This is a genomic window from Arthrobacter sp. UKPF54-2, assembly GCF_007858535.1.
Taxonomy (GTDB): Bacteria; Actinomycetota; Actinomycetes; order Actinomycetales; family Micrococcaceae; genus Arthrobacter.
Genome location: NZ_CP040174.1, coordinates 1,522,023 through 1,548,041, shown reverse-complemented (window position 1 = coordinate 1,548,041; position 26,019 = coordinate 1,522,023). Strand labels below are relative to the sequence as shown.

The 26,019-nt window shown below is 69.4% G+C and carries 27 protein-coding genes and 2 pseudogenes; 17 read left to right on the top strand and 12 right to left on the bottom strand.

The annotated features are described in order from the left end of the window. Positions 1-115: 115 nt before the first annotated feature. Positions 116-774 (bottom strand): annotated as a pseudogene (locus E7Y32_RS07040) (uracil-DNA glycosylase). Positions 775-876: 102 nt separating this feature from the next. Here E7Y32_RS07040 and E7Y32_RS16270 point away from each other — a divergent pair. The 4 genes and pseudogenes from E7Y32_RS16270 (at position 877) to E7Y32_RS07025 (ending at position 3,013) form a co-directional block, all read left to right on the top strand. Continuing rightward, positions 877-1,041, top strand: a complete 165-nt coding sequence (locus E7Y32_RS16270) for a glycine zipper domain-containing protein (protein ID WP_186467123.1) — start codon at positions 877-879, stop codon at positions 1,039-1,041. Positions 1,042-1,089: 48 nt separating this feature from the next. Then, positions 1,090-1,889: pseudogene (locus tag E7Y32_RS07035) on the top strand (hydroxypyruvate isomerase family protein). Between the two features lie 124 nt (positions 1,890-2,013). Next, positions 2,014-2,493: a thioredoxin-dependent thiol peroxidase gene (bcp, locus tag E7Y32_RS07030; protein WP_146336490.1), complete on the top strand. Its 480-nt coding sequence runs from the start codon at positions 2,014-2,016 to the stop codon at positions 2,491-2,493. A gap of 79 nt (positions 2,494-2,572) precedes the next feature. Beyond that, a complete protein-coding gene (locus E7Y32_RS07025) occupies positions 2,573-3,013 on the top strand; it encodes a DUF6855 family protein (RefSeq protein WP_146336489.1) in 441 nt (146 codons plus the stop codon). On the opposite strand, the gene E7Y32_RS07020 is transcribed toward E7Y32_RS07025, so the two are convergent. Then, entirely contained in the window at positions 3,010-3,858 is an 849-nt protein-coding gene (locus E7Y32_RS07020; RefSeq protein ID WP_146336488.1) for a class I SAM-dependent methyltransferase, read from the bottom strand. The genes E7Y32_RS07025 and E7Y32_RS07020 overlap by 4 nt on opposite strands. Before the next feature lie 130 nt (positions 3,859-3,988). Here E7Y32_RS07020 and E7Y32_RS07015 point away from each other — a divergent pair, with 130 nt between their 5' ends. The 3 genes from E7Y32_RS07015 to purM all read left to right on the top strand — a co-directional run bounded on the left by E7Y32_RS07015 (position 3,989) and on the right by purM (position 7,221). Beyond that, positions 3,989-4,315 (top strand): hypothetical protein, encoded by a 327-nt coding sequence (locus E7Y32_RS07015; RefSeq protein ID WP_146336487.1) that lies wholly within the window; start codon positions 3,989-3,991, stop codon positions 4,313-4,315. A gap of 78 nt (positions 4,316-4,393) precedes the next feature. After that, the gene (purF, locus tag E7Y32_RS07010) at positions 4,394-6,055 is read left to right on the top strand and encodes an amidophosphoribosyltransferase (protein ID WP_146336486.1); all 1,662 of its coding nucleotides are present in this window, start codon (positions 4,394-4,396) and stop codon (positions 6,053-6,055) included. Continuing rightward, positions 6,052-7,221: a phosphoribosylformylglycinamidine cyclo-ligase gene (gene purM, locus E7Y32_RS07005; protein ID WP_146336485.1), complete on the top strand. Its 1,170-nt coding sequence runs from the start codon at positions 6,052-6,054 to the stop codon at positions 7,219-7,221. Before purF ends, purM begins: the two co-directional genes overlap by 4 nt. A gap of 72 nt (positions 7,222-7,293) precedes the next feature. On the opposite strand, the gene E7Y32_RS16520 is transcribed toward purM, so the two are convergent. The 3 genes from E7Y32_RS16520 to E7Y32_RS06995 form a co-directional block, all read right to left on the bottom strand. Further along, positions 7,294-7,635: a VOC family protein gene (locus tag E7Y32_RS16520; RefSeq protein WP_395940443.1), complete on the bottom strand. Its 342-nt coding sequence runs from the start codon at positions 7,633-7,635 to the stop codon at positions 7,294-7,296. Further along, positions 7,566-8,072, bottom strand: a complete 507-nt coding sequence (locus tag E7Y32_RS07000) for a VOC family protein (RefSeq protein WP_315897992.1) — start codon at positions 8,070-8,072, stop codon at positions 7,566-7,568. Before E7Y32_RS07000 ends, E7Y32_RS16520 begins: the two co-directional genes overlap by 70 nt. Positions 8,073-8,267: 195 nt before the next feature. Then, a complete protein-coding gene (locus E7Y32_RS06995) occupies positions 8,268-8,501 on the bottom strand; it encodes a DUF3073 domain-containing protein (protein ID WP_082492711.1) in 234 nt (77 codons plus the stop codon). Between the two features lie 368 nt (positions 8,502-8,869). Here E7Y32_RS06995 and E7Y32_RS06990 point away from each other — a divergent pair, with 368 nt between their 5' ends. After that, positions 8,870-9,655 (top strand): septum formation family protein, encoded by a 786-nt coding sequence (locus E7Y32_RS06990; RefSeq protein ID WP_146336484.1) that lies wholly within the window; start codon positions 8,870-8,872, stop codon positions 9,653-9,655. 86 nt (positions 9,656-9,741) lie between these two features. Here the strand turns inward: E7Y32_RS06990 and E7Y32_RS06985 are convergent, their stop codons facing one another. Further along, on the bottom strand, positions 9,742-10,500 hold the full coding sequence (locus tag E7Y32_RS06985) for a VOC family protein (protein ID WP_146336483.1): 759 nt from the start codon (positions 10,498-10,500) through the stop codon (positions 9,742-9,744). A 128-nt stretch (positions 10,501-10,628) separates the two neighbouring features. On the opposite strand from E7Y32_RS06985, the gene E7Y32_RS06980 reads away from it, so the two are divergent. After that, positions 10,629-10,988 (top strand): VOC family protein, encoded by a 360-nt coding sequence (locus E7Y32_RS06980; RefSeq protein ID WP_146336482.1) that lies wholly within the window; start codon positions 10,629-10,631, stop codon positions 10,986-10,988. A gap of 86 nt (positions 10,989-11,074) precedes the next feature. Here the strand turns inward: E7Y32_RS06980 and clpB are convergent, their stop codons facing one another. Then, on the bottom strand, positions 11,075-13,744 hold the full coding sequence (clpB, locus tag E7Y32_RS06975; RefSeq protein WP_146336481.1) for an ATP-dependent chaperone ClpB: 2,670 nt from the start codon (positions 13,742-13,744) through the stop codon (positions 11,075-11,077). A gap of 765 nt (positions 13,745-14,509) precedes the next feature. On the opposite strand from clpB, the gene E7Y32_RS06970 reads away from it, so the two are divergent. The 6 genes from E7Y32_RS06970 (at position 14,510) to E7Y32_RS06945 (ending at position 20,483) form a co-directional block, all read left to right on the top strand. Continuing rightward, the gene (locus E7Y32_RS06970) at positions 14,510-15,568 is read left to right on the top strand and encodes a LacI family DNA-binding transcriptional regulator (RefSeq protein ID WP_146336480.1); all 1,059 of its coding nucleotides are present in this window, start codon (positions 14,510-14,512) and stop codon (positions 15,566-15,568) included. Positions 15,569-15,695: 127 nt separating this feature from the next. Beyond that, on the top strand, positions 15,696-17,015 hold the full coding sequence (locus E7Y32_RS06965; protein ID WP_261382566.1) for an MFS transporter: 1,320 nt from the start codon (positions 15,696-15,698) through the stop codon (positions 17,013-17,015). Between the two features lie 83 nt (positions 17,016-17,098). Continuing rightward, positions 17,099-17,863, top strand: a complete 765-nt coding sequence (locus tag E7Y32_RS06960) for an SDR family oxidoreductase (RefSeq protein WP_146336479.1) — start codon at positions 17,099-17,101, stop codon at positions 17,861-17,863. Positions 17,864-17,883: 20 nt separating this feature from the next. Next, positions 17,884-18,816 (top strand): 3-keto-5-aminohexanoate cleavage protein, encoded by a 933-nt coding sequence (locus E7Y32_RS06955; RefSeq protein WP_146336478.1) that lies wholly within the window; start codon positions 17,884-17,886, stop codon positions 18,814-18,816. A 4-nt stretch (positions 18,817-18,820) separates the two neighbouring features. Further along, positions 18,821-19,807, top strand: a complete 987-nt coding sequence (locus E7Y32_RS06950; RefSeq protein WP_146336477.1) for a glycerate kinase — start codon at positions 18,821-18,823, stop codon at positions 19,805-19,807. A 157-nt stretch (positions 19,808-19,964) separates the two neighbouring features. Beyond that, positions 19,965-20,483 (top strand): carboxymuconolactone decarboxylase family protein, encoded by a 519-nt coding sequence (locus tag E7Y32_RS06945; protein WP_146336476.1) that lies wholly within the window; start codon positions 19,965-19,967, stop codon positions 20,481-20,483. 19 nt (positions 20,484-20,502) lie between these two features. Here the strand turns inward: E7Y32_RS06945 and E7Y32_RS06940 are convergent, their stop codons facing one another. From E7Y32_RS06940 to E7Y32_RS06920, 5 genes are read right to left on the bottom strand one after another with little or no spacing between them, the layout of a single operon-like run. Next, positions 20,503-21,585, bottom strand: coding sequence for an SDR family oxidoreductase (locus tag E7Y32_RS06940; protein WP_186467068.1), 1,083 nt, complete (start codon positions 21,583-21,585; stop codon positions 20,503-20,505). 37 nt (positions 21,586-21,622) lie between these two features. Further along, complete coding sequence (locus E7Y32_RS06935) at positions 21,623-22,672, bottom strand: sulfate/molybdate ABC transporter ATP-binding protein (protein WP_146336474.1); 1,050 nt, start codon at positions 22,670-22,672, stop codon at positions 21,623-21,625. Continuing rightward, positions 22,669-23,517 carry an ABC transporter permease gene (locus E7Y32_RS06930; RefSeq protein ID WP_186467067.1) on the bottom strand — a complete coding sequence of 283 codons (849 nt, stop codon included), beginning with the start codon at positions 23,515-23,517 and terminating at the stop codon, positions 22,669-22,671. Before E7Y32_RS06930 ends, E7Y32_RS06935 begins: the two co-directional genes overlap by 4 nt. Continuing rightward, the gene (gene modA / locus E7Y32_RS06925) at positions 23,514-24,281 is read right to left on the bottom strand and encodes a molybdate ABC transporter substrate-binding protein (RefSeq protein WP_146336473.1); all 768 of its coding nucleotides are present in this window, start codon (positions 24,279-24,281) and stop codon (positions 23,514-23,516) included. The genes E7Y32_RS06930 and modA overlap by 4 nt, the downstream gene beginning before the upstream one ends. After that, entirely contained in the window at positions 24,278-24,688 is a 411-nt protein-coding gene (locus E7Y32_RS06920; protein ID WP_146336472.1) for a molybdopterin-binding protein, read from the bottom strand. The genes modA and E7Y32_RS06920 overlap by 4 nt, the downstream gene beginning before the upstream one ends. A 90-nt stretch (positions 24,689-24,778) precedes the next feature. Between E7Y32_RS06920 and E7Y32_RS16390 the strand changes: the two genes are divergently transcribed. Next, positions 24,779-25,111, top strand: a complete 333-nt coding sequence (locus E7Y32_RS16390; protein WP_261382565.1) for a BBE domain-containing protein — start codon at positions 24,779-24,781, stop codon at positions 25,109-25,111. A 9-nt stretch (positions 25,112-25,120) separates the two neighbouring features. Further along, positions 25,121-25,990 carry a DUF4031 domain-containing protein gene (locus tag E7Y32_RS06910; protein WP_146336471.1) on the top strand — a complete coding sequence of 290 codons (870 nt, stop codon included), beginning with the start codon at positions 25,121-25,123 and terminating at the stop codon, positions 25,988-25,990. Positions 25,991-26,019 lie beyond the last annotated feature (29 nt).

Genomic DNA, 26,019 nt, shown 5'->3' with positions numbered 1-26,019 from the left:
GCGGGGGCTGGCGCATCTGTCCGATTGGAGCAGCTGGGACAAGAGCGAGGTGCTGTCAGTCTGGCAGGGGCGCTGACGGCTAGAAGGCTACGTCTCGTTGTTCCACCCGCCGGCGTCACGCGACGGCCGCGATCAGCTCCCCCAGCCCCCGTTTGAATCCGGACCGGCCGCCGTGGGCGGGATGCCTGATTTTCGGCGCGTCGACGCCGTTCCGGTGCAGGTTGCGGTGCGCTACGTTGCCCACGGCCACCACAGTCTCAATTGCGAACATTTCGGCCAGCTCCTGCCAGAACGGGCTCCCCAGCGCGGCTTCGGACGCCGTGGGGGTTCGGTTGGACAACGGCTGGCCCGGCACGTGTGTGTGCGGGGGCAGGCGCTCCAGAGCAGCGGCAGGAAGTCCAGCTCCGCCAGCACATTCCACATCACCGTGGCCGTAGGCTCCGCCGGGACGCCGCGCGATTCCGGCGGCAGCACGTAGCCCTTGCCGGGCCCGAACAGGCCGAATCCGTTGGGCGGCCCCTCGAGGATGGTGCGGCTGGTGAAGGGCACCCCGGTGATCTTCATGCCCCTGAAGCCCGGGGCCTCCCCCACCAGCAGCACTTTCGGGGCGCGCTCCAGCATTTCCTGCAGGTAAATCGCCAGGTTCCTGCGGCGGAGCGCGTTCGCGGGCACGGTGTGATCGAAGAAGTTGGCGCAGCCCGGGCCGGTCTCCACGGAGGCAAGCCGGCGCACAAACCCTTCAATCTCGGACGCCCGGCTGGGTTGGACCGGGATGCGGTATTCCACCCTCCGACTATAGGCCGCCGTTGCTGTCACAGTCGGGGCAGTGTGACCGCCGGCCGCCGCCCCTGCGGCCGGGCTTGCTAGCCTGAGCCTGTGAAATACCAGTCCCTGTGGATCGGAATGCTCGTTGGCGCCGCGCTTGGCTATTCCATTGGCGTGGCCACCGTCGACAAGCCCTTTACCGGGCTGCTGATCGGCCTTGGCATCGGGGCGCTGGTGGGCCTGGCCGCCCGGAAAGACCCCCGGAAGCGTCGCTAGCCCATCCCGGACCATTCCGGGCCAGAACGACTCCAGAAAGAGCGCACCGTGACGTTTTCCGTGAACTGCTCCATCCTGCTGACCGAGCTGCCGCTGCTCGAGCGTCCCGCCGCGGCGAAGGCTGCGGGATTCGACGCCGTCGAATTCTGGTGGCCGTTCGCGAGCTCCGTCCCCGGGGACGCGGACCTCGGCCGCTTCGAGCGCGCCATCACGGATGCCGGCGTCCGGCTGACCGGCCTGAACTTCGCCGCCGGCGACATGCCGGCCGGGGACCGCGGCCTCGTGTCCTGGATCGGCCGCGCCGCCGAGTTCCGGGACAACATCGACGTCGTGGCCGGCATTGGCGCTCGGCTCGGCTGCACGTCCTTCAACGCCTTGTACGGCAACCGGCACGATGGGCACACCCCGGAGGCGCAGGACGAACTGGCGGTCCAGAACCTCGCAGCCGCCGCCGGCGCCGTGGCCCGGATCGGCGGAACCGTGCTGCTCGAACCGCTCAGCGGCGCGCCCCGCTACCCGCTCCTCACCGCCGACGACGCCCTCAGCGTCATCTCCCGGGTGAGGCAGGAAACCGGCGCGGAGAACATCAAGGTGCTCGCAGACTTCTACCACCTCGCGGTCAACGGGGACGACGTCGGCGCGGTCATCGAGGAGCACGCTGAGGACTTCGGCCACGTCCAGATCGCCGACGCCCCCGGCCGCGGGGCGCCCGGCACCGGGGACCTTCCGCTGGAGCGCTGGATCACCCGCAGCCGCGAGCTCGGCTACGAGGGCTACGTTGCCCTCGAATACAAGGCCCGGCGGCAACCGCCTTCGACTGGGCCCTCCGCCAGCGCACGGCCCGCTGACCCGGCGTCGTCGGGGCCCGGCGCGGACCGGCACGGACTCCGCTGAGCCGCCGGAATACCGCATCCGACCGTGGTGTTGTGCACCACAGACCATTTCCCACCGCCCTGCCAGCGAAGGACTCCCATGAGCCAGAACATCACCGTCAAGCTTCAGCCAGGCACCCCGGCCCCCGACTTCACCCTGCCCGACGCCGAGGGCAAGCCGGTGTCCCTGGCCGACTACCGCGGCAAGAACGTCATTGTGTACTTCTACCCGCAGGCCGCCACCCCGGGCTGCACCACCGAGGCCTGCGACTTCCGCGACAGCCTCTCCTCCCTCCAGGGCTCCGGCTACGAGGTGCTGGGCATCTCCCCCGACGCCCCGGAGGCCCTGGCGCACTTCACCGGTGACTTCGCGCTGACCTTCCCGCTGCTCGCCGACGAGGACCACGCTGTGGCCCTGGCTTACGGCGCGTGGGGCGAAAAGCTGGTCCGCGGCGAGATCACGGAGGGCATCGTCCGCTCCACCGTCGTCCTCGACCCCGAGGGCAAGGTGAAGCTGGCGCAGTACCAGGTCAAGGCCGAGGGTCACGTCGCCGCACTCAAGGAAGAGCTCGGCGTCTAAGCCCTCGCGCCGGGCGGGCTGCACTGGGTAGGCTCGGTCCCATCAGCCGGCAATCGGCCTTACCGAAGGTGGTCACCACGTGGCAGCTGGAACCAAGCAGGATCCCTGGGAGCTCAAGACGGCGCCGGGGACCTCCGAGTACACGATGTACCGGGACGAAGAGTCCGATCCGCCGGCCCTCGTCTGCCAAGTCGGCGCCACCACGCTGAAGTACCGTCTCCGAGCGGTTGAGGATCTTCAGCTGTGGCTGATGGAGAAGGCTGACTGGGTGCCCCTGGGTGCTGCCGACGAGAACAAGCCGGCCGCCAAAGGAACCGTCGAGGCCTGGGGCCGGGACCCGGAGAACCCTGTAGGCGGGTGGTACGGGTTGCGGAAGGGATACCGCGGACGGTTCGGCATGTACCTGCCGCCTTTGCTGGAAGCGCTGGGCCTGGTGGAGCTCACCCACGACAAGCGCAACAACTCTGTCCGGGCTATCATCGCCGACGCCTCGGGCCCGGCCGTCCCGGAAAACCCCTAGGCCCGGATACCGGTCACGATCGTCGCCGTCGACCGGAGCCGGAGTAGGCCCCCGTGCTCGTAGCGGCCCAGCATCTGAAACACGTCCGACCGGATCAGCGACCGTGCCTCTTCATCCGCCAGCGCCAGGCCCGTCGCCACGGTGGTCGCGATGTCGGTCATGAACTCCCAGTAACTCGCCGGCGAATCGTGGACCAGATCGGTGCTGACCGTCCGCTCCTGCACGGCCAGCAGCCCGACGCCCCGGAACAGCCTGGTCATGAAGCCGGGCGCCGAACAGCGGAACAAACCCGGCATGTCCGCGGGCGGAGCCGGCAGCTCGGTATGTTGCGCGAGTGTGCCCAGGACGAGGCTGGCCCAAGGGTTGGCGGCGGCCCGGCCCCAGACCGCAGCGCTGATCCGGGCCCCGGGTTTGGCCGTCCGGACCATCTCCCGCAACGCCGCCCGCATATCGGGAAAGAACATCAGGCCGAAACAACACAGCACGGCGTCGAATGTGCCGTCGTCGAAGGGGAGCTCTGCCGCGTCGCAGACCCTGAACCTCACGTTGCCCATTCCCAGGGTGGATGCTTTCTCTTGCGCCACCTGCAGCATCCCGGCCGAGATGTCGGTCAGCTCCACGCCGCCGCCAGGCACCAGCGCCGCCGCGGTGAGTCCGGGCTCACCGGTGCCTGAGGCGACGTCGAGCACAGTGGAGTCCAGCCGGAGCCCGGCGCCCTGGATCACGGCGGCGCCGAAGGGTCGTTGCCAGTCGAGCAGTTCCGCGTCCCACTTTTTCCAGCCCGCTGCGAACTTGTCCCAGATGATGCGCTGCCGGTTCCGGATCTTGTCCGCTGCGACTGACATGGTGCGTCCTTAGAAGTCCGGACCGCACCCTCCCCCACCACATAGTGTGCCCCGACGGCCGCCTTCCCGCTAGGGTTCGGGATTTTCACCGGCGGAGAAGAGGCGCCCGCGGGGCAGTAGGCTTAATGCCATGGCTTCTGAAGACACCCCCGTTGCGCCCGAACGCCGCGCCGTCACCGTCCGCCGCGCCCCGAGGTACGTCCCCTTCCTGATCCTGGGCGGCCTGCTGGGCGTTGTGGTGGCCGCCGTGATTGCTTACGGCCTGCCGGGCGACGAGGGCTACGACGCCAACTCCGTCTTCGGCTTCTTCCTGACCTTCTGCGCCGCGGGCGGCGCGATCCTTGGCGCCGTCGTCGCGCTGGTGCTGGACCGGCTGAGCGTCCGCCGCGCCGAGCACGCCGTCGTCGAGTCCGTCCCGGATTCGGTGCCGGACACCGACGACGGCGACCGCGCCTAGACGGCCGTCCCATTGGCCCGGCAGGTCACAAACCGGCGCCCGGAAAAGTCCTAGCGCACAACGTGAGATAATCGACCAGTGGCACGCGGCGATGGAAAACTTTCTCATGATCTTCTCTCTGGCGAAAAAGGCCCGCAGGACGCTTGTGGCGTCTTCGGGGTCTGGGCTCCCGGCGAAGAGGTAGCAAAACTCACCTATTACGGGCTGTACGCGCTGCAGCACCGCGGCCAGGAGTCGGCTGGTATTGCCACCAGCGACGGCAAGCGGATCAACGTCTACAAGGACATGGGCCTCGTGTCCCAGGTCTTCGACGAGACCACGCTGAACACCCTGACCGGGCACCTGGCCGTCGGCCACTGCCGCTACTCCACCACCGGCGCGAGCCACTGGGCCAACGCCCAGCCCACCCTCGGCGCCACCGCCACCGGCACCGTCGCCCTGGCGCACAACGGCAACCTGACCAACACCGCCGAGCTCAAGGCCATGATCGAGGAGCGCAACGGCGGCCAGCTCAGCGGCGAAATGAAGCAGGGCAACACCTCGGACACCGCCCTGGTCACCGCCCTGCTGGAGGGCGAGGAGGGCAAGTCCCTCGAACAGACCGCCCTGGAACTGCTGCCCAAGGTCAAGGGCGGCTTCTGCTTCGTCTTTATGGATGAAGGGACCCTCTACGCCGCCCGCGACACCTACGGCATCCGCCCGCTGGTCCTGGGCCGGCTGGAGCGCGGCTGGGTCGTAGCCTCGGAACAGTCCGCCCTCGCCACCGTCGGCGCGAGCTTCATCCGCGAGATCGAACCCGGCGAATTCATCGCCATCGACGAACAGGGCGTCCGCTCCCAGCGCTTCGCCGAGCCGACGCCGGCCGGCTGCGTCTTCGAGTACGTCTACCTCGCCCGCCCGGACGCCGCGATCGCCGGCCGCTCCGTTTACGAATCCCGCGTGGAGATGGGCCGCCAGCTGGCCCGCGAAAACACCCAGGAAGCGGACATCGTCATCCCGGTCCCGGAATCCGGAACCCCCGCCGCCGTCGGCTACGCCGAGGAATCCGGCATCCCGTTCGCGCACGGCTTCGTCAAGAACGCCTACGTGGGCCGCACCTTCATCCAGCCCTCGCAGACGCTGCGCCAGCTCGGCATCCGGCTCAAGCTCAACGCGCTGGAATCCGTGATCCGCGGCAAGCGTGTGGTGGTGGTGGACGACTCGATCGTCCGCGGCAACACCCAGCGCGCCATCGTGCGGATGCTGCGCGAAGCAGGCGCCGCCGCCGTGCACGTGAAGATCTCCTCCCCGCCGGTGAAGTGGCCCTGCTTCTACGGCATCGACTTCGCCTCCCGCGCCGAGCTGATCGCCAACGGCGCCACCATCGACGAGATCTCCCAGGCGATCGGCGCAGATTCCCTCGCGTACATCTCCGAGGACGGCATGATCGGGGCCACCCGGCAGCCGCGCGAACGCCTCTGCACGGCCTGCTTCACCGGCCAGTACCCGATCGAGCTCCCGGGCGCGGACAAGCTGGGCAAGAACCTGCTGGAGCGCACGGACCTCGGCGGCCTTCCCGCCAAGGGGGCCGCCGCCAACGCCGTGTCCGACGCCGCGATCCCCGCCGATGAGGATCCGGCCGAGAAGGCCGGCGCCACCGGCTGCGATCCGGGGCCCGACGCCGAATTCGAACAACTGCTCACCGACGCCGACCGCGTACCCGCCGACAAGCTTGATGCCGACAAGAAAGAGCCAGTATGACTTCCGCCTCCCCGGCCGCTGACATGAACTCCGCCCAGAACACCGGCATCACCTACGCCTCCGCCGGCGTCGACGTCGAGGCGGGCGACCGCGCCGTCGAACTCATGAAGGACGCCGTCAAGGCGACCCACAACTCCTCGGTGATCGGCGGCGTCGGGGGCTTCGCGGGCCTGTACGACGTCTCGAGGCTGCTGACCTACAAGCGGCCGCTGCTGGCTACGTCCACCGACGGGGTGGGCACCAAGGTGGCCATCGCCCAGGCCATGGACATCCACGACACCATCGGGTTCGACCTCGTGGGCATGGTGGTGGACGACATCGTGGTGGTGGGCGCCGAGCCGCTGTACATGACCGACTACATCGCCTGCGGCAAGGTGGTCCCGGAACGGATCGCCGACATCGTCCGCGGCATCGCGGCCGCCTGTTCGGTGGCCGGCACCGCCCTGGTGGGCGGTGAAACCGCCGAGCACCCGGGTCTGCTCGGCGAACACGAGTACGACGTCGCCGGTGCCGCCACCGGCGTGGTCGAGGCCGACTCCCTGCTGGGCCCGGAACGCGTCCGCGCCGGCGACGTCGTGATCGGCATGGCCTCCTCCGGCCTGCACTCCAACGGCTACTCCCTGGTCCGCCGCGTAGTCAACCACGCCGGCTGGGCCCTGGACCGGCACGTCTCCGAATTCGAACGCACCCTGGGCGAGGAACTCCTCGAGCCCACCCGCGTATACGCCGCCGACTGCCTGGACCTGGCCCGCACCTTCCCGGTGGACGGCTCCGCCGCCGGCCAGGCCGTTCACGGCTTCAGCCACGTCACCGGCGGTGGGCTGGCCGCCAACCTGGCCCGCGTCCTGCCCCAGGGCCTGCTGGCCACCGTGGACCGCGCCACCTGGGAACTGCCGGCCATCTTCAAGCTGGTCTCCGAGCTGGGCAACGTCCCCTTGGCCGACCTCGAGCGCACCCTCAACGTGGGCGTTGGAATGGTGGCGATCGTCTCCCCGGAAGCCGCCGACGCCGCCGTGAACCACCTGAACGCCCACGGCCTGCCCTCGTGGATCATGGGCACGGTCGGGGAAGACTCCGACTCGGTTCTCAAGACTGGTCCGGACTACGTCCAGGGCGCCAAGGGCGTCGACGGCGGCGCCGTCCGGATGGTCAACGCCTACGCCTAAGCCCCCATCGAGTGCTCCAAAGGTGCCGTTTAGACCCCTCAAAACGGCACCTTTGGAGCACTCGATTGGTTTTTAAACCTCCAGCACGCTGAAGACGCCGCCCTGCGGATCCGCCAGGGTGGCGATGGTGCCGGCCTCGTCACCGGATTCCGGTTCGACCAGCACCACTCCGCCCGCCGCCCGCGCCGCGGCCACGGCATCGGCCACGCTTTCGACGCCGAAGTACACCTGCCAGCCCGGCTCCAGGTTCCGTTCGGCCGCCGGTACCGTGGCGATCCCGGCCACCTCCGTACCGGCCACCATCAGCGTCGTGTAGGTTCCGCCGTCGTCCTGCGGGTATTCGGTCACGTCATGGCCCAGCAACTGCTGGAAGAACCCGACGGCGGCCTGCGGCTCGGGCGTGAGCAGTTCCACCCACGCCAGGGCCCCGGCTCCTCGGTGCGGGCCGCGCCAAAGTGGCTGCCGGCCTGCCACGCCCCGGTGCTCCCTCCGCCGGGCGGGGCGAAGAAGACCATCACGCCGGTGCCCTCCACGGCTTCCGGGCCAAATTCCAGGGTCCCGCCGGCGTGGGTCAGTTCAGCGGCGAGCCCGGCCGCGTCGTCCACGGTGAAGTAGACGTTCCACTGCCCCGGCGCCCCGGACTCCCGCTGCCGGGGGTTCTGCGGCGCGATCACCGTCACCAGCTCCTCGCCCAGGAACGCCTGGGCATAGCTGCGGCCATCAGGAGTGGGCAGATCCTCGTACCTCCAGCCGAAGAGGGCGGTATGGAAGTCCTTGGCCGCCGCCACATCCGAGGTTTGGAGGTCGGTCCAGCAGACCTCCCCCTGGCTGAATCCCGATCGAATGGCCATGGCAGTCCTTCCCAGAGAACGCCGGGCACTCCGGCACACCCAAGGTAGCCCGCGGTGCAGGACCCGGCAAGCAACGGACGGTACGGGCCGGACGCAAGAAACCCGCCGGGCACGCCCCGAACGGGGTGTGGCCGGCGGGCCTGAAAAACATGGCCGGGTCCCCTGCCTGCAGGGGATCCCGGAGTGAAGTGGCGACTAACCTATCCGACGGGAATCTACCTCGTCGTCGTCCTCTTCCACATCGTCCGCGTACTTATCGACATAAGCCGAATAGTCCGGCTCAACGGGCTCACTCGAGAAACGACTCGGTGCACGACCCTCGGAGCTCTTCAGCTCACGCTGAAGCGCAGAGTAGTCAGTGTTCGGGGAATAGTACTTAATATCCCGAGCCTGCTTGGTAGCTTTTGCCTTTTGACGGCCGCGCCCCATGGCGTGACCCCCTTTTGTACTCGGACCGGAGGTGGTCACCATTTGGCGATCGGTGAGGCCCCGGAATGTTTGGTCAATTTGTCGTACACCTAGATTACATGCTTTCGGCCGGTACTGCTCGCCGGCCCGGCAGCTGTGGACGGCGTCACGGTGCAAGCTGCGCGTCCCGCCGCGCCCATCGGGCCCCGGTTCGGACCCCGGCCTGTATGCGGGCCCGCGCGCTTCTTCGATAGAGTCTCTTGATGGGCTCCCGGCGACGGGGGCCCAGAGCCGGACGTCCAGCCCCGGCGCAACGCATGGATGAGGTGATTTCCCGAGTGACCGAGAGGCCTGAGAGCAGCGAGAACGCCAGGCTCGGCGATGCAGGAATGCCTGACGTTCCGCACCCCCACGACGCCGGGCGCCGCCCGGCGTCGACCCCGCCGGCGCGCCTGCCCTCTTCCGTCCATATCCCGCCGCGGCCTTCCGCACCGCCGACGTCGGCGCTGCCGCAGGTCCGACCAAACCGCAACCCGGCCTCCGGGACCGCCCAGTTCGGCAAGCTCCTTTCGGCCAGGACGGCGCAACTGCGGGCCTCGAAGCCGGCATCCGGCGCCCAGGAGCTGGGCCGCACCCTGTGGGCCGGCGCCCAGCGGCTGGGCTTGGCCAAGGTGGGGGCGGCCCTCGCCGCCGTCGTGGTGCTCGGCCTGGTGATCTGGTGGCTTACCGCCCTCGGCGCCGCCAAGCAGCAGCCTGCCGCCGGCACCTCGCCCGCACCGGCCGCGTCCGCGTCCTCCGCAACCCCCGCGGCCCGCGGCGCGCTGCCGCTGGAAGGCGTCAACCCGATGGACTTCCGCCTCGGCGACTGCTTCAAGGACTTCGACCCGAACGCCGCGGCGTCCACGGTGGTCGCCTGCGACACGGGACATTCGGCGCAGCTGGTGGCCATCGAGTCGTATGCTGCCTCGGACGCCTACCCCGGCCGCGACCCGCTGAAACAAAAAGCGCTCGACGCCTGCAAGTCGGCCCTGCTGACCGACAAGTCCAGCGACTACCTGCTCAGCTACAAGCTGGCCTACCCGAGCTCCTCCAGCTGGGGCACCGGCGACCGACGGGTGGACTGCTACGTCGCCGTGGACGCCGGCAACGTCATTATGGAATCCCTCCTGCCGTAGTTCCAAGACGCTGTAGCGCCCGGTTCCGGGCAACGGCCCACGTCGCGTCGAGACTGCTCGACGCGAGCTATCGCTGGCGACCCGCGTCAGGTGGTGGCGGCACTGACCGCGACGACGCCGCCCTGCGGATCCCTGATCACGGCGCTCCGGAATCCCGGAGTATCCGCCGGCGCCATCAAAAGGCCGCCGCCCAGGGAGACAGCACGCTCAGCAGTGGCGTCGGCGTCGCGGACTGCGAAGTTGACGCTCCAATGCGGCGGAACCTCGATGCCGTCGGTGGCCGCAACGACTGCCACGACCCGGTCCGAGAGGAGCCACAGTGAAAAGGGAGCGTTAGGCACCGCTTTGAGCTCCCAGCCGAACAAAGCTCCGTAGAAGGCCTGGGCCTGGCCAACGTCGGGGGCGTGGAGGGAGCTCATGGCCCAGCAGTTCGGTTCGTCGGCCAGCTCGACCCCGTCGCCTGCCCCCGACTGCCGCAGGCAGAACGGGACGCCGGCTGGGTCGGCGAGCACCGCAAAGCGGCCCTCGGAGCCGTCATCAGCCAGCCCGAGGCGCTTGCCTCCTGCCCGCTCGGCGCGAGCCAGGGATTCCCCGACGTCGTGGACGCGGACGTGGGTGAGCCAGCCCGGCGGTGACAGCGGCGGGGCCTGCCCAATGCCGGCCACCAACTGCCCGCGAAAGCGCGCGCTGTAGTAGCCGCCGTCGAGACCGGGCGGCATCGGTTCCGGATCGTCGAACGTCCACCCGAAGAGCTGCCCGTAGAAGTCCTTGGCGGCCCGGGGATCGGGCTGCCAGGTGTCGACCCAGCAGGGCGCACCGACGGAGGAGGTGTCGCGCGCTGTCACGGAAGGCTTCCTTTCGGCCGGGCTGGATTCGGCGGGATCATTGTTACCCGCACCGGCATCTTCGGGCAACGGTTGCCCGCGTCCGGCATTTCCGGTGCGCTCGGCCGGAAATGTCCTAGAGTGTCGCCATGGCTATCGCACGCTTCCCGGTCGTTGTACTGGACTGCCCTGATCCCAAGTCCCTGGCCAAGTTCTACGGCACCCTGCTCGATTGGAAGGTGGAGCAGGACGACGATGACTGGTGCTCCATCCGCGCCGACTACGGTGATTCGCTGAGCTTCCAGCGAGTCGATTCCTACACGCCGCCGCAGTGGCCCGGCCAGGACGTCCCGCAGCAGATGCACCTCGACTTCGCCGTTGATGACCTCGATGCCGCCGAGGCGGCGGCCCTTGAGCTGGGCGCGAGGAAACACGGACATCAGCCGGGTACAACCTTCCGGGTCTTCCTGGACCCGGCCGGCCATCCGTTCTGCCTCTGCCTCGACTGACGAGCGGCGCGCCTAAAAGCAACCCAGCAAAAGGGCCGCCAGCGGCACAAGGCGGCCGGCGGCCCCTTGCAGGCGTGCCGACGGTCTTACTCCTTGCGGCGTACCGAGAGGCCGCTGCCGGTGGAGGCGCCGCCGTCGGGCCGTGGGGACACGTCCGGGCCGCCCATGGTGAGCTCCATCAGGTCCGGGGCGGTGTCCACCAGCACGGTGTCGCCGTCGGTGATATCGCCGGCCAGTATGGCCTTGGCCAGCCGGTCGCCGATCTCACGCTGGACCAGGCGGCGCAGCGGCCGGGCGCCGTAGGCGGGATCGTAGCCGGTGACGGCCAGCCACGCTCGGGCGCCCTCCGTGACCTCCAGGTTGAGCCGGCGGCCCTTGAGCCGTTCGCCGAGCTCCTTGACCTGCAGCTCCACGATCTCGGCCAGCTCCTCCACGCTCAGCGGATCAAAGAGCACCACCTCGTCGAGCCGGTTCAGGAACTCGGGCTTGAACGAGGCGTGCACCGTTGCCATGACTGCGTCCCGTTTGGCGGCGGCGTCGAGGTTCGGGTCCACCAGGAACTGGCTGCCCAGGTTGGAGGTCAGGACCAGGATCACGTTGCGGAAATCCACGGTGCGGCCCTGGCCGTCGGTGAGGCGGCCGTCGTCGAGCACCTGCAGCAGGATGTCGAACACCTCCGGGTGGGCCTTCTCCACCTCGTCCAGCAGCAGCACGGAGTACGGCCGGCGGCGGACGGCTTCGGTGAGCTGGCCGCCCTCCTCGTAGCCCACGTAGCCGGGAGGCGCCCCGACCAGGCGGGCCACGGAGTGCTTCTCCGAGTACTCGGACATGTCGATCCGGACCATGGCGCGTTCGTCGTCGAACAGGAAGTCGGCGAGCGACTTGGCGAGCTCGGTCTTGCCCACGCCGGTCGGCCCCAGGAACAGGAAGGAGCCGGTGGGCCGGTTGGGGTCGCTGATGCCGGCGCGGGCGCGGCGCACGGCGTCGGACACCGCGGTGACGGCCTTGGTCTGGCCGATCAGCCGCTCGCCAAGGACGTGCTCCATCTCGAGGAGCTTCTGGCTCTCGCCCTGCAGCATGCGCCCGGCGGGGATGCCGGTCCAGGCGGAGATGACCTCGGCGATGTCGTCCGCGGTGACCTCGTCGGCCACCATCAGGTCCTGCTTGGCGCCGCCGCCGGCCACCCGGGCGGACTCCGCCTCGGCCGCCGCGTTCAGTTCGCGTTCCAGGGCGGGGATCTCGCCGTACAGCACGCGCGACGCCGTTTCCAGGTCGCCTTCGCGCTGGGCCCGGTCCGCGGCGGACCGCAGCTCGTCCAGCTTGGCCTTGAGGTCGCCGACGTGGTTCAGGCCGGCCTTTTCCGCCTCCCAGCGGGCGTTGAGCCCGGCGAGTTCTTCCTTCTTGTCGGCCATGTCGGCGCGCAGTGCGGCGAGCCGTTCCACCGAGGCGGCGTCGGTCTCGCCCGCCAGCGCCAGCTCCTCCATGGTGAGCCGGTCCACCTGGCGCCGGAGCCGGTCGATTTCCTCCGGCGCTGAGTCGATTTCCATGCGGAGGCGGGAGGCGGCCTCGTCGACGAGGTCGATCGCCTTGTCCGGGAGCTGCCGGCCGGTGATGTAGCGGTTGGACAGTGCCGCGGCGGCCACGAGGGCGGAGTCGGCGATGGCCACTTTGTGGTGGGCCTCGTAGCGTTCCTTGAGCCCTCGCAGGATGCCGATGGTGTCGTCCACGCTGGGCTCGCCGACAAAGACCTGCTGGAAGCGGCGTTCCAGGGCCGGGTCCTTCTCGATGTTCTCGCGGTACTCGTCCAGCGTCGTGGCACCGATCAGGCGGAGCTCGCCGCGGGCCAGCATGGGCTTGAGCATGTTGCCGGCGTCCATGGAACTGTCCCCCGTGGCGCCGGCGCCCACCACGGTGTGGATCTCGTCGATGAACGTCACGATCTGGCCCTCGGAGCTCTTGATCTCCTCGAGCACGGCCTTGAGCCGCTCCTCGAATTCGCCGCGGTACTTGGCGCCGGCCACCATCGAGGCGAGGTCCAGGGCGATCAGGGTTTTGCCGCGCAGGCTTTCCGGGACGTCGCCGGCCACGATCCGCTGGGCCAGGCCCTCGACGACGGCGGTCTTGCCGACGCCGGGCTCGCCGATGATCACCGGGTTGTTCTTGGTGCGGCGGCTGAGCACCTGGATGATGCGGCGGATTTCGGCGTCGCGCCCGATCACCGGGTCCAGCTTGCCGGAGCGTGCGATCGCGGTCAGGTCGGTGCCGAACTTCTCCAATGCCTGGAAGGTGTTCTCGGGGTCCGCATTGTCCACCTTGCGGTCGCCCCGGACCCCCGGCAGTGCCGCGAGCAGCGCTTCGTGGGAGGCGCCGGCGTCGCGCAGCAGCCGGCCGACGTCGTCGTTGCCGGACGCGAGGCCCAGCAGCAGGTGCTCGGTGGAGACGAAGGAGTCGCCGAGGCGCTCGGCCTCGTTCTGGGCGTTCTTGATAGCGTTCATCGCCGCGCGGGAGAGCTGGGCTTGCTGCACCGAACTGCCGGAGCTGGAGGGCAGCGCCTTGATCGCCGAGCTCGCCTGGACGCTGACGGCATCCGGATCGGTACCGGTGGCGCGCAGGAGCGCGACGGCGACCCCCTCGCGCTGGTCCATCAGCGCCTTGAGCAGGTGGGCGGGCTCCAGCTGCGGGTTGCCGGCCGTCGAGGCGTTCATGGCGGCTGCCGAAAGAGCCTCCTGGCTCTTGGTGGTGAATTTGGCGTCCAAAGAGAGCTCCTTCCGGGATAAGACTGTCGTCAAAGTTGAGTCTAGCTCGCTCAACTTTGCATCCGGCCCCTTTTGGTCCATGTTTGCCCACGGCGAAACTGCTGTCTAGGGCCGGACCGCTGCACTTCCGGACATGCCCATCCTTCGCGCGGAATACTGAGCATGCCCGTCGCCCACTCTTCGCACCAACGGACATGCCCATCCTTCGCGCGGAATACTGAGCATGCCCGTCGCCCACTCTTCGCACCAACGGACATGCCCATCCTTCGCGCGCGGCGTTGGACATGCCCGCTGGCAGCCCTTACCGCTTGCGGGCATGCCCATCGTTCGCGCGTGGCGTTGGACATGCCCGCTGGCCACTCTTCGCGCCAATGGGCGTGCCCATCGTTCGAGCCGACGAGTGCACATAATCCGAATATGTCCGCTGGGCGAACCCGAGGATGGGCATGTCCAGCGGAGCTAGGACCGGAATTCGGCCACCGCTGCTCTGAGCCCGCCTATCCAGTCCGCCACCAAGCCGCGATCAACCCAGGCTTCACCCGCCTCGCCCAGCCGCACCCGAGCCGCAACCGAGCCGCGCCCGCTCCCGCCGGCAACTAACCCGAGACCAAGCCCGTGCCGCGCCCGAGGATGGGCATGTCCGTCGGTCAAGGCGCCGGAACCACATACCGCACCACCAAAACACTTAACGTTGCTTAACGTTCGGCGCGCTCAGTACTGTAACTGAGGTCACAGCGGGAGAAACCGACGCGAAGGAGGGTCAGAATGCAGGAGCAAGCCACGACTGTTGCCGCCGACGGCCCTGTTGCCACGGTTTCCGCGGCGGCCGTGGCCCGGGCGGCGGGAGTCTCCTCCGCTGCCGTGTCCTACGTGCTCAACGGCAAAGGCGGCGTCTCCCCCGAGACCCGGCGCCACATCATCCACGTGGCGAACGAACTTGGCTTCAGGCCACGTAAGTCCTCCCAGTCCACCGACCTGCAGCGCACCCGCGTGATCGGCCTGATCCTGCCGAACATCATCAACCCGATGTTCCCGCGCTGGGCCCAGGGCATCATTTCGGCGGCAGCAGACTCCGGCTACGAGGTCTTCGTCGCCACCACCCAGGACGACCCGGAAATCCTCGCCCAGGTCACGGCGACGCTGGCGAACCGCAACGTGGACGGCGTCATCCTCGCCGCCTCGCTCCGGGACGACGCCCGCGCCCTCCGCACCCTGCGGGCCGCCCGGACCCCCTACGTCTGCCTGTCCCGCCGGGCCGACTTCCTCGACTCCGACTTCGTGGGGATCGACGACGACGCCGCGGCCACGCTGCTGATGCAGCACATGCTCGGCCACGGCTACACCGAGATCGCCACCGTGATCGGGCCCCGCTTCTCCACCGCATCGCTGGCCCGGGAACAGGCCTTCGTGCGGACGGCGGCCGCTGCCGGCGTCGTCATCAGCGGGGACCGGAAGATCAGCACGCGGGTCAACAACGAGGGCGGCCGGCTGGCCGCGGAACGCCTCTTCGCCTCCGGAACACCGCCGCAGGCAGTGGTCTGCGGCAGCGACGAGCTCGCCATCGGCGTCATGGAGTACGCCCTGGCTCGGGGTCTGCGGATCCCGGAGGACGTGGCCGTGGCCGGCTGCGACGGCCTGCCGCACAGCCGCTCCGGGCTGATCAACCTGACCAGCATTGTCCAGCCGCAGCAGGAAATGGCCCACGAGGCCTTCGCCATGCTGCTCAAACGCATCGAGACCCCGTCCGGCAGCTACACCTCCCGGGTGTGCCGGCACCGCCTCCATATCGGCCGCACCTGCGGCTGCTCCCCCGCCCTTCCCTGACACCCCGCACCACCCCGCACCACCCTAAACACCAGCACCAAGCGCATCCGCTGCGTCAAGGGCTTCCACCGCGCTGCCCGCTGCCACCCTGACCATCAACCCTGACCCAATTCAAGGACGAAGACCCATGTCAGTTGTATCCGCACCAACGAAGATGCGTACACCGCAGGAAATAAACGGCGTGATCCTCCGCCGCGTTATGCCGCTGCTGATCGGCGCCTACATCATGGCGTTCCTGGACCGCACCAACATCGGTATGGCCAAGGACCGCCTGGAGATTGACCTCGGTATCTCCGCCACCGCCTACGGCATCGGCGCCGGCCTGTTCTTCCTGACCTATGCCCTCTCCGAGATCCCGTCCAACCTGATCATGCACAAGGTCGGCGCGCGCTTCTGGATCATGCGGATCATGATCACCTGGGGCATCATCTCCGCCTGCATGGCCTTCGTGCAGGGCGAATGGTCCTTCTACATCATGCGGATGCTGCTCGGCGTCGCCGAGGCCGGGCTCTTCCCCGGCGTGATGTACTTCCTGACCCAGTGGTTCGTTGTGAAAGACCGCGCCAAGGCCAACGGCATGTTCCTGCTGGGCGTCTCCATCGCCAACATTGTCGGCGCACCGCTGGGCGGACTGCTGCTGACCCTGGACGGCTTCGGCGGCCTGCACGGCTGGCAGTGGATGTTCATCATCGAGGGCCTGCCCGCCTGCCTCCTGGCCTACGTCGTCTGGAAGAAGCTCCCGGACCGTCCCACCCAGGCCAAGTTCCTCACCGCCGAGGAAGCCACGGACCTCGAGGCCCGCATCGCCGCCGAGGAGAAGGCCGGCGCTGAAGCGTCCGGCAACCACCGCCTCCGCGACATCCTCAAGGACAAGCAGATCCTCCTGGTGGTCGGTATCTACTTCACCCACCAGATCGCCGTGTACGCCCTGTCCTACTTCCTCCCGTCGATCATCGGCACGTACGGCAAGCTCAACCCGCTGCAGATCGGCCTCCTGACGGCCATCCCGTGGATCTTCTCCGCCGCCGGCGCCCTGCTGATTCCCCGGTTCGCCACCGACGGCCGGCGCTCCCGCCTGCTGGTCACGGGAACGATGATCGGCATCGTCTCCGGCTTCGCCCTCGGCGCCGTCGGCGGTCCCCTCCTGGGCATGATCGGCTTCTGCCTCGCGGCCTTCAACTTCTTCGCCCTGCAGCCGATCCTCTTCACCTACCCGGCCACCCGGCTCACCGGAGCCGCCCTCGCCGGCGGCATCGCCTTCGTCAACACCATCGGCCTCTGCGGCGGCTTCCTCGGCCCGTACGTGATGGGCATGATGCAGGATGCCACCGGCTCCAAGCTCTCCGGGCTCTGGTTCATCGTGGGCATGTGCATCCTCGGCGCGCTGCTCTCGCTCATGCTCAAGCGCGGCACGGAAAAGCCCGACGGCGTTCCGGCCGCCCACTAGGGCCTCCGCCACCCCTGCCGCTCCGCCGGCGCCCTGCGCGCCGGCGGAGCGGCACCCCGAACCACCACAGCAAGGACTACCCCATGGATTTCACCGCAAAGCGCGTCCTGGTGACCGCCGGCGCCAACGGCATCGGCTTGGCCATCGCCAAGAAGTTCCAGGAACTCGGCGCCGCCGTCTTCGTCACCGACATTGACCCCGACGCCGTCGAAAAGGCCCGCGTCAACGGCCTCGCGGCCGCGGTCAGCGACGTCTCCGACGAGGCCCAGGTCCGCGAACTCATGGCCACGGTGGCCGAGAAACTCGGCGGCCTGGACGTGCTGGTCAACAACGCCGGCATCGCCGGGCCCACCGGCCCGCTGGAGACCCTCGACGCCGCCGCCTGGAAGGCCACCTTCGACGTCAACATCCACGGCCAGTTCTATTGCATCAAGCACGCCCTGCCCCTGCTCCGCCAGGGCACCGGCGCCTCGATCGTGAACCTCTCCTCCGCGGCCGGCCGGCTTGGCATGGCCGGGCGCAGCGCCTATTCGGCGTCCAAGTGGGCCGTGATCGGGCTGACCAAGACCCTCGCGATCGAGCTGGGTCCTGACCGGATCCGGGTCAACGCGATCTGCCCCGGTGCCGTCAACGGCCCCCGGATCGACGCCGTCATCGCCGCCAAAGCGCAGATGCTGGACCTGCCGGCCGAGCAGGTCTCCGAGCTATACCACAACCAGTCGTCCCTGGGCCGGCTGATCGAGGCCGAGGACATCGCGAACATGGCCGCCTTCGCCGCGAGCGACCTCGCCCGCAACGTCAACGGCCAGGCCCTCGCCGTCGACGGCAACACCGAAAAGCTTTACTGAGCCCCGAAGGAGCTGCCCCCATGGCTGCCGCACGCAAAGTCATCATCACCAGCGCCGTCACCGGCGCCATCCATACCCCGTCCATGTCCCCGCACCTGCCGGTCTCCCCGGACGAGATCGCCGACGCCGCGATCGGCGCCGCCGAGGCCGGCGCCGCGATTGTGCACATGCACGCCCGCGACCCCAAGGACGGCCGGCCCTCCCAGGACCCGGAGCACTTCGCCCCGATCCTGGACAAGCTCAAGCGCAACACTGACGCCGTCATCAACATCACCACCGGCGGCTCCCCGCACATGAGCGTGGAGGAGCGGATGCAGCCGGCCGCCCTGTTCAAGCCCGAGCTGGCCTCCCTGAACATGGGCTCGATGAACTTCGGCCTGTACCCGATGCTGGACCGGTTCACGGAGTTCGGCCACGAGTGGGAGCGCGAGGGCCTCGAGAAGAGCCGCGATCTGGTCTTTAAGAACACCTTCCAGGACATCGAGACCATCCTCGGCATCGGCAACGAGAACGGCACCCGGTTCGAGTTCGAGTGCTACGACATCTCGCACCTGAACAACCTGGCCCACTTCCACGCGCGCGGCCTGGCCCGCGGCCCGCTGTTCGTGCAGTCCGTCTTCGGCCTGCTCGGCGGGATCGGCGCCCACCCCGAAGACCTGATGCACATGCGCCGCACCGCAGACCGGCTGCTGGGCGACGACTATCAGTGGTCCATCCTGGGCGCCGGCAAGAACCAGATGCCGCTCGCCACGATCGGCGCGGCCATGGGCTCCCACGTCCGCGTGGGCTTGGAGGACTCACTCTGGATCGGCCCCGGCCAGCTCGCCACCTCCAACGCCCAGCAGGTCACCCGGATCCGCACCATCCTCGAGGCGCTGAACTTCGAGATCGCCACCCCCGATGAAGCCCGCGAAATGCTGCAGCTCAAGGGCCGCGACAAGGTGGGATTCTAGGCCGGTGAGCATCCTCGTCGCCCCGGACAGCTTCAAGGGCACCTTCACGGCCGCCGACGTCGCCGCCCACATCGCCGCCGGAATCCGGGTTGCCGGGGCGTCCGCCGTCGAACTTCCCGTGGCCGACGGCGGCGAGGGAACCTTCGAGGTGCTGGTCCGGGGACTCGACGCCCGGCCCGTGCGGGTCCGCACGGTGGGCCCCTGGGGCGACGACGTCGACGCCGTGGTCGCGCTGGCGCCGGACGGCACCGCCGTCATCGAGCTCGCCTTTGCCAGCGGACTGAACCTGCCCACCGCCGGGGACCGGGACCCCGTCCGGGCCAGCACCTACGGCACCGGGGTGATGATGGCGGAAGCCGTCCGGCTCGGGGCGCGGCTCCTGCTGGTGGCCGCCGGCGGCTCCGCCACCACCGACGGCGGGGCGGGGGCCATCGCCGCGATTGAGGAACGCGGCGGCCTCGACGGCGCCGAGGTGGTGGTCCTCAGCGACGTGACGACCCGCTTCGCCGACGCCGCCCGGGTCTTCGGCCCGCAGAAGGGCGCCGACCCCGCCACGGTGGAGGCCCTCACGCGGCGCCTCGACGCCCTGGCGGACGGGTTTGTTCGGGAACTGGGGCGCGATCCCCGCCCGGTGGACCGCACCGGGGCCGCCGGCGGCTTCTCCGGTGGCATGTGGGCGAAATACGGCGCCCGGCTGGTGTCCGGCGCGGACCACGTCCTGGACCTGCTCGGCTTCGACGCGCACGCCGCCGCCAGCAGCGCGGTGGTGGTGGGCGAGGGCCGGCTGGACTCCCAGACGGGCCAGGGCAAGATCATTGCCGCCATCCTGGCACGGAGCGGCACCACGCCGGTCTACGCCGTCGTCGGTTCCATCCACGAGGACCTCGGCGACTACGCGGACAACTTTACGGGCGTGATCGTGGCCAGCGACGCTGATGCCATGGTGGCGGCCGGTTCGCGACTGGCCCACATTGCGTGCGCGCCGTCCTGAAGGCGCGCCGGCTTAGAGACGCGACCCGGCGGTCGGCTCCCCCAAGGAACCGACCACCGGATCGAATAACGGCTATGAGTAAAGCTTGTCACACATTTGACAACTTTGTCACATGCCGCGCGGGCAAGGGTGGCCGGACCTCTGTAATCTGGGACTCATGGATGAGACTCCGGCACCCGAGCACAGCACCCGAAGCGTTTTCCTGGACAAGGCGCACCCCGCCGCGTGGCGTGCGCTTAATGGCCTCGGCCTGAAAGCCAAGGAAGCCGCGGAGGAGGCAGGGCTGGACCAGGCGCTGATCGAGCTGCTGAACGTCCGCATCTCGCAAATCAACGGCTGCGCCTTCTGCCTCGACCTGCACGTGGGCGACGCGGTCAAGAACGGTGAATCAGCCCAGCGCCTGGCTGTACTCCCGGCCTGGCGCGACACCAACCTTTTCAGCGAAAGGGAACGGGCCGCCCTGACCCTCGCCGAAGCGATCACCAACATCTCCGATGCCGAGGCCCGCGAGCACGAAGGAGGCCGGGCGCGCAGGCACCTCACCGACACCGAGTTCTCCGCGATCAGCTGGCTCGCCATCACCATGAACGCCTTCAACCGCGTCTCGATCGTCAGCCAGCACCCGGTGCGGAACAAGGCCCAGGGCAACAAGGACCAGGAAACCCAACCCGGGTAAACGGCCCCGCAGCCGGCAGCTACGGGATCAGTCGGTCCGCCCGGAGACGGTCGAACAGCTGAGTGAAGGAGTCCAGGGTTCGGCGGTACCCGGCGAAGCCCGCGAGGCGGCTTTTGCTCATGTCGGCCAGCACCTCGATGTTGCGTCCCAGGTCGCCGTCGGTGTGCCACCACGAGGAGACGCGCGCGAGGTCCGGTTCGGCCAGTCCGTGCCGGGCAGCCATGTCCGCCCACCCCGTTTCCATGCCCCGCATCTGCACTTCCAGCGGCCTTGGTTCGCTCTCAAAACCGACGGCGTCAACGCCGAAGTAAGCTGCAAGGCGCGGCCACATCCAGCGCCAGCGGAAGACATCTCCGTTGACGATGTTGTATGCCTGATCGCCCGCCGCCTCCGCCGTCGCCGCCCAGAGCATGTGTTCTGCCAGCAGTCCGCTGTCCGTCATGTCGGTGAGGCTGTTCCACTGCGTCTCCGAGCCGGGGAAGACGAATGGCCGGTTCAGCTCCTTGCAGATCGACGCCTGCACCGCCAGTGTGAGCCCCATGTTCATGGCGTTGCCCACCGCGTGGCCAATGACCGTGTGGGCGCGGTGGACCGACCAGCTGAACCCCTGGCGTTCGGCCGCGGCCCACAGGACGTCTTCCTGGGCGTAGTAGAAGTTGGGAACCGGTAGCCGGGGTTCCTCCTCGTGGAAGGGCGTGTCCGGCATTTCCCCGGCGGCGTAGGCCTCAAACGGGCCCAGATAGTGCTTCAGGCCGGTCATCAGGGCCACATGTTCCACGGGGCTGTGGTGCAGGGCGTTGAGCAGGTTCCGCAGCAGCGCGGCGTTGACCTCGATGTTTTCCCGTTCCGTGTCCTGCCGCGACCACGCGGTAAAGAACACGTGCGTCGATTTTTCGCCGGCGAGGGCAGCCGCGAGGCTCCCCGGTGAGGTGAGGTCGGCGCTGATGGACCGGACCCCGGGCTGCGAAACCCCGCCGCGGGTCAGCGCCAGCACCTCCCAGCCCCTCTCGGCGAGGAGGGTGACGAGGGCGGACCCGGCGATGCCGCTGGCTCCGACCACCAGGGCGGTGCGTCCATGGGCCGGGGCTGAGCTGTTGTGCACGTGATTCCTTTGGTTGCGGGGCAGGCTTCCCTCCACCCTAGGCCGGGTAGATCGATACCGCGGCCGCCTTGACCACAAAGTAGACGCGTACCCCGGGTGCCAGGCCCAGATCCGCCGACGCCGCGGGCGTCACGTCCGCGGACAGCTCCCCGGCCCGCACCCGGATCTGGTCGCCGTGCGGCTCCAGGTCGGTCACCGTCACCGGAAAGGAGTTCCGAGGACTGCCATGCGCCTCGTCCAGGAACACGGAGACAGCCGACGGCGGAAAGGCCGCCACGCCGTTCAGTCCCGGAACCGGAGGATCCTCGTACCGGCCAGCCAGTTCCTGGCCTGAGCCCGTCCGGAGCCCGCCCGTGGTGACGGTCCCGGCCAAAAGGTTCAGCCCGGCCAGCCCCGCGGCGAAGCGGCTACGCGGCCGTTGAAGCACCTCCCGGGTGGGGCCCTCCTCGGTGATCCTGCCGCCCTCCAGCACGACCACCCGGTCAGCCAGCATGTACGCATCGAGCACGTCGTGCGTCACGATGATGGCCCGGCGCCCTGCCAGCACGCGCTTGAGCAGCCGCCGCAGCAGCGGGGCCGCGTGCACGTCCAGGGCGGCCATCGGCTCGTCCAGCAGCAGCAGTCCCGGGTCGGCGGCTAGCGCCCGGGCCACCGCCACCCGCTGGGCCTGGCCGCCGGAGAGTTCCGCGGGCCTGCGGCCGGCCAGGTCCGCCGCGTCGACCTCGGCCAGCCAGTGCCGGGCCGTTTCCCTGGCCTGGGCCCGGGGTGAACCGGCGCTCCGGGGACCGAACGCGACGTTTTCGAGCGCGCTCAGATGCGGAAACAGCAGCGGCTCCTGGGCCAGCAGGGCCGTGCCGCGCCGGTGCGGCGGGGTCCATGCCTGCGGACCCTGCCCCAGATCAAAGAGGACCCGCCCGTCCAGCTCCGCCCGGCCGGCATCGGGCCGCACCAGGCCGGCCACCACCGAGAGCAGGGTGGACTTCCCGGCGCCGTTCGGCCCGAGGACCGCCACCTTTTCCGCCGGCCCAAGGCCCAGCGCGACGTCGAACCCGCGGGCGGCGACGGCGGCGTCGAACGTGAACGTCATGCCCGCCCCCGCCCGGCCGCCGAAAGGCCGCCCGCAGCAGGGCTGCCGACTGGGCGGCCGGCAGGCGAGGAACTCCTGTAGCTCAGTCCGACGACGATGACCGCCACCGCAACGAGCAGCAGCGACAGCGCGACGGCGGCGTCGGCGTCGGCCTCTCGCTGCAGGTAGATTTCCAGCGGCAGCGTACGGGTGACACCCTGGAGGCTGCCGGCGAAGGTGAGGGTGGCCCCGAATTCACCGAGGCTGCGGGCGAAGGAGAGCACGGCGCCGGAGGCGAGGCCAGGCAGCACCAGCGGCAGGGTCACGCGGCGCAGCACCGTGGTGGGGCGGGCGCCGAGGGTGGCCGCCACGGCCTCGTACCGGCTGCCCGCGGAGCGCAGGGCACCTTCCAGGCTCACCACGAGGAACGGCAGCGCCACAAAGGTCTGCGCGAGCACCACCGCCGTCGTCGAGAACGCGATCTGGAGGCCGGCCACCTCAAGGCTCCGGCCCAGCAGGCCCTGCCGGCCGAAGGTGTACAGCAGCGCGATGCCGCCCACCACCGGCGGCAGCACCAGCGGCAGCAGCACAAAGGAGCGCAGCAGCCGCTGGCCCCGGAATTCGCCCCGGGCCAGCACCAGCGCCAGGGGAACCCCGAGCACAACGCACAGCACGGTGCTGGCCGCCGCGGTGCGCAGGCTGAGGCCCAGGGCGGTGAGCGAGGCCTGCGAGGTGACGAGCGGCAGGAACTGGGCCCAATTGACCCGGGCCACCATGGCCGCGAGCGGCAGCAGCACAAACAGTGCCCCGGTGGCGGCGAGGCCCAGCACCCAGCGCGGGATGCCGCTGTAGGCGTGCCGCGTCACGGGCGGCCGAAGCCGGCGTCTGTGAGGAGCTGCTGCCCCTCGGCTCCGGTGACCAGCCCAACGAAGGCGGCGGCCAGCTCCTTGTTGCTGCTGCCTTTCAGCGCGGCGATCGGGTACTTGTTGACGGCGTAGGCGGACTCTGGGAAGTCGATCCCCTTGACCTTGCCGGCGGCGGCCCGCACATCGGTGACGTAGACCAGCCCGGCGTCCGCCTCCCCCGAGGTGACCTTGCCGAGGACGTCCGTGACGGCGGATTCCTCGCTGACCGGTTTCAGTGCCACACCGGCCTTGGCCGCAATCGTCGCGGCCGCGGCGCCGCAGGGAACCTGGGGCGCACAGGCTACGAGTTTGGTCCCGGGCCTGGCCAGATCGGCGAACGAGCCGATGTTCGCCGGGTTGGCGGGTGGCACGGCGATGGCCAGGACGTTGCTGGCGAAGTCCTGGGGGGCACCCTCCACAAGGGCGGCGCCGGCGACCTTGGCCATGTTCTTCTGGTCCGCGGAGGCGAAGACGTCCGCGGGGGCGCCCTGGCCAAGCTGGGTGGCGAGGTCGGCGGAGCCGGCGAAGCTCAGCGTCACACTGGTCCCGGGGTGGCCGGCCTCAAACTTCTTCGCCAGCGCCGTGAAGGGCCCCTTCAGCGAGGCCGCCGCAAACACCGTCAGGGCCTTCTCCGGCGCACCCCCGCCGGCCGGGCCGGCGCAGCCGGAGACCGCGGCCGCCAGGGCCGTTGCCAGCACTACGGCGGCGCTGCGGAACCGGCTCATATCAGCGACCTCCCGTGCGGGCTTTCGATGATCACCGTGGTGGCCTTGACGACGGCGGTGGCCACCGAGCCCAGTTCCAGGCCGAGTTCGCGGACGGCTTCGCTGCTCATCAGGGACACCACCCGGAACGGCCCGCACTGCAGTTCCACCTGGGCCATCACGGTGTCCGCGGTGATGGCGGTGACCAGTCCGACGAAGCGGTTCCGGGCCGAGCTTCCGGCGCGGGCCGGGTCCTCCGGCAGTTTCGCCTGGTCCCGGGCGAGGGTGGCGAGTTCCAGGCCGTCGACGGCGAGCCGGCCCGCCTCATCCTTGAGCGGGGTCAGGCTGCCGTTCTCGGTCCAGCGGCGGACGGTGTCGTCGCTGACGCCGAGGAACCGGGCGGCCTCGGAAACGCGAATACGAGTCATGGGCTCACTCTAACCCGCATTTGCGTCAATTTGGCCGCTACAGACCCTCATCCTCCGGAACCCGCGTGCCGGACGCACTCCCAGCAGCTGGTGGCCCGTTGGGGCGGCGCGGTGGCCGGAGCCGCCGCGGCCCAGACCCCGCTGCAGAACCGTGGCGCCAAGTGGGTCACGCACCCCTTCGGCATCGAGGAGACACCGGAGGGCGGGCAGCAGGCCAGGGCCTGGGTGAGGAAGTTCCTCCAGGACATCGCCCCCTTCGCCAACGGCGGCGTGTGGCTGAACTTCGTCGGGGACGAGGGCGCGGACCGCGTCCAGGCGGCCTTCGGCGCAGACAACTACGCCCGGCTGGCCCGGGTAAAGCGCGAGTTCGATCCGGGGAACGTCTTCCGCGGCAACCAGAACATCCTGCCGGCCGCCTCGTAGACTGCCTGCATGGCCGTCTACCTTGATCCACCGCTGTGGCCCGCCCACGGAACCCGCTTTTCGCACCTCATCTCGGACAGCTCGCTCGAGGAACTGCATGCCTTCGCCCGGGCCGCCGGCATCCCGGAGCGGGCGTTCGACGGCGACCATTACGACGTCGCCGAAGCCCGCTACGCCGCTCTCGTGGCCGCCGGGGCCATCCCGGTGGAGGGCAGGGTCCTGGTCCGCAAGCTGATCGCGAGCGGCCTGCGGATTCCGGCCCGGCGGCGCAACGGGTCCCTGAAACTGCCGCTGCTGACCCGCTGGAACGAGGTCCTCCCGGGCCACGACGCGCTCTTTCTGGACCTGCTGGACCGCTGGGGCGAGGAGCACCGGAAGTACCACGGCCGCACCCACCTGCTCGCCGTGCTGGAGGCCCTTGACCTTCTGACCGCGCCGGCGCGGCCGCCTCATACGGTGCTGCTCGCCGCCTGGTTCCACGACGCGGTGTACCGCGGCATCGCCGGCGAGGACGAGGAGGAGTCGGCCCGGCTCGCCGAGGAGCGGCTGGCGCACGCCGGGCTGCCGGCGGACGAGGTGGATGAGGTCGCGCGTCTGGTCAGGATGACGGCGGACCACCGGCCGGATCCCGACGACGGTGCCGCCGCATTGCTCAGCGACGCCGATCTCTCCGTCCTGGCCTGCGAGCCGGCGGCCTACGCCCGCTACCTCGCCGCCGTCCGCGAAGACTTCGCGCACATCGGCGACGCCGATTTCGCTGCCGGACGCGCCGCCGTCGTCCGCCGGCTGCTGGAACTGGATCCGCTCTTCCACACGGCGCGTGGCCGCGAGCTGTGGCAGGACGGGGCGCGGCGGAACCTGCAGGGAGAACTCGGCTGAGGAAACCCCTTGTGGCCGACTGGCTAGGT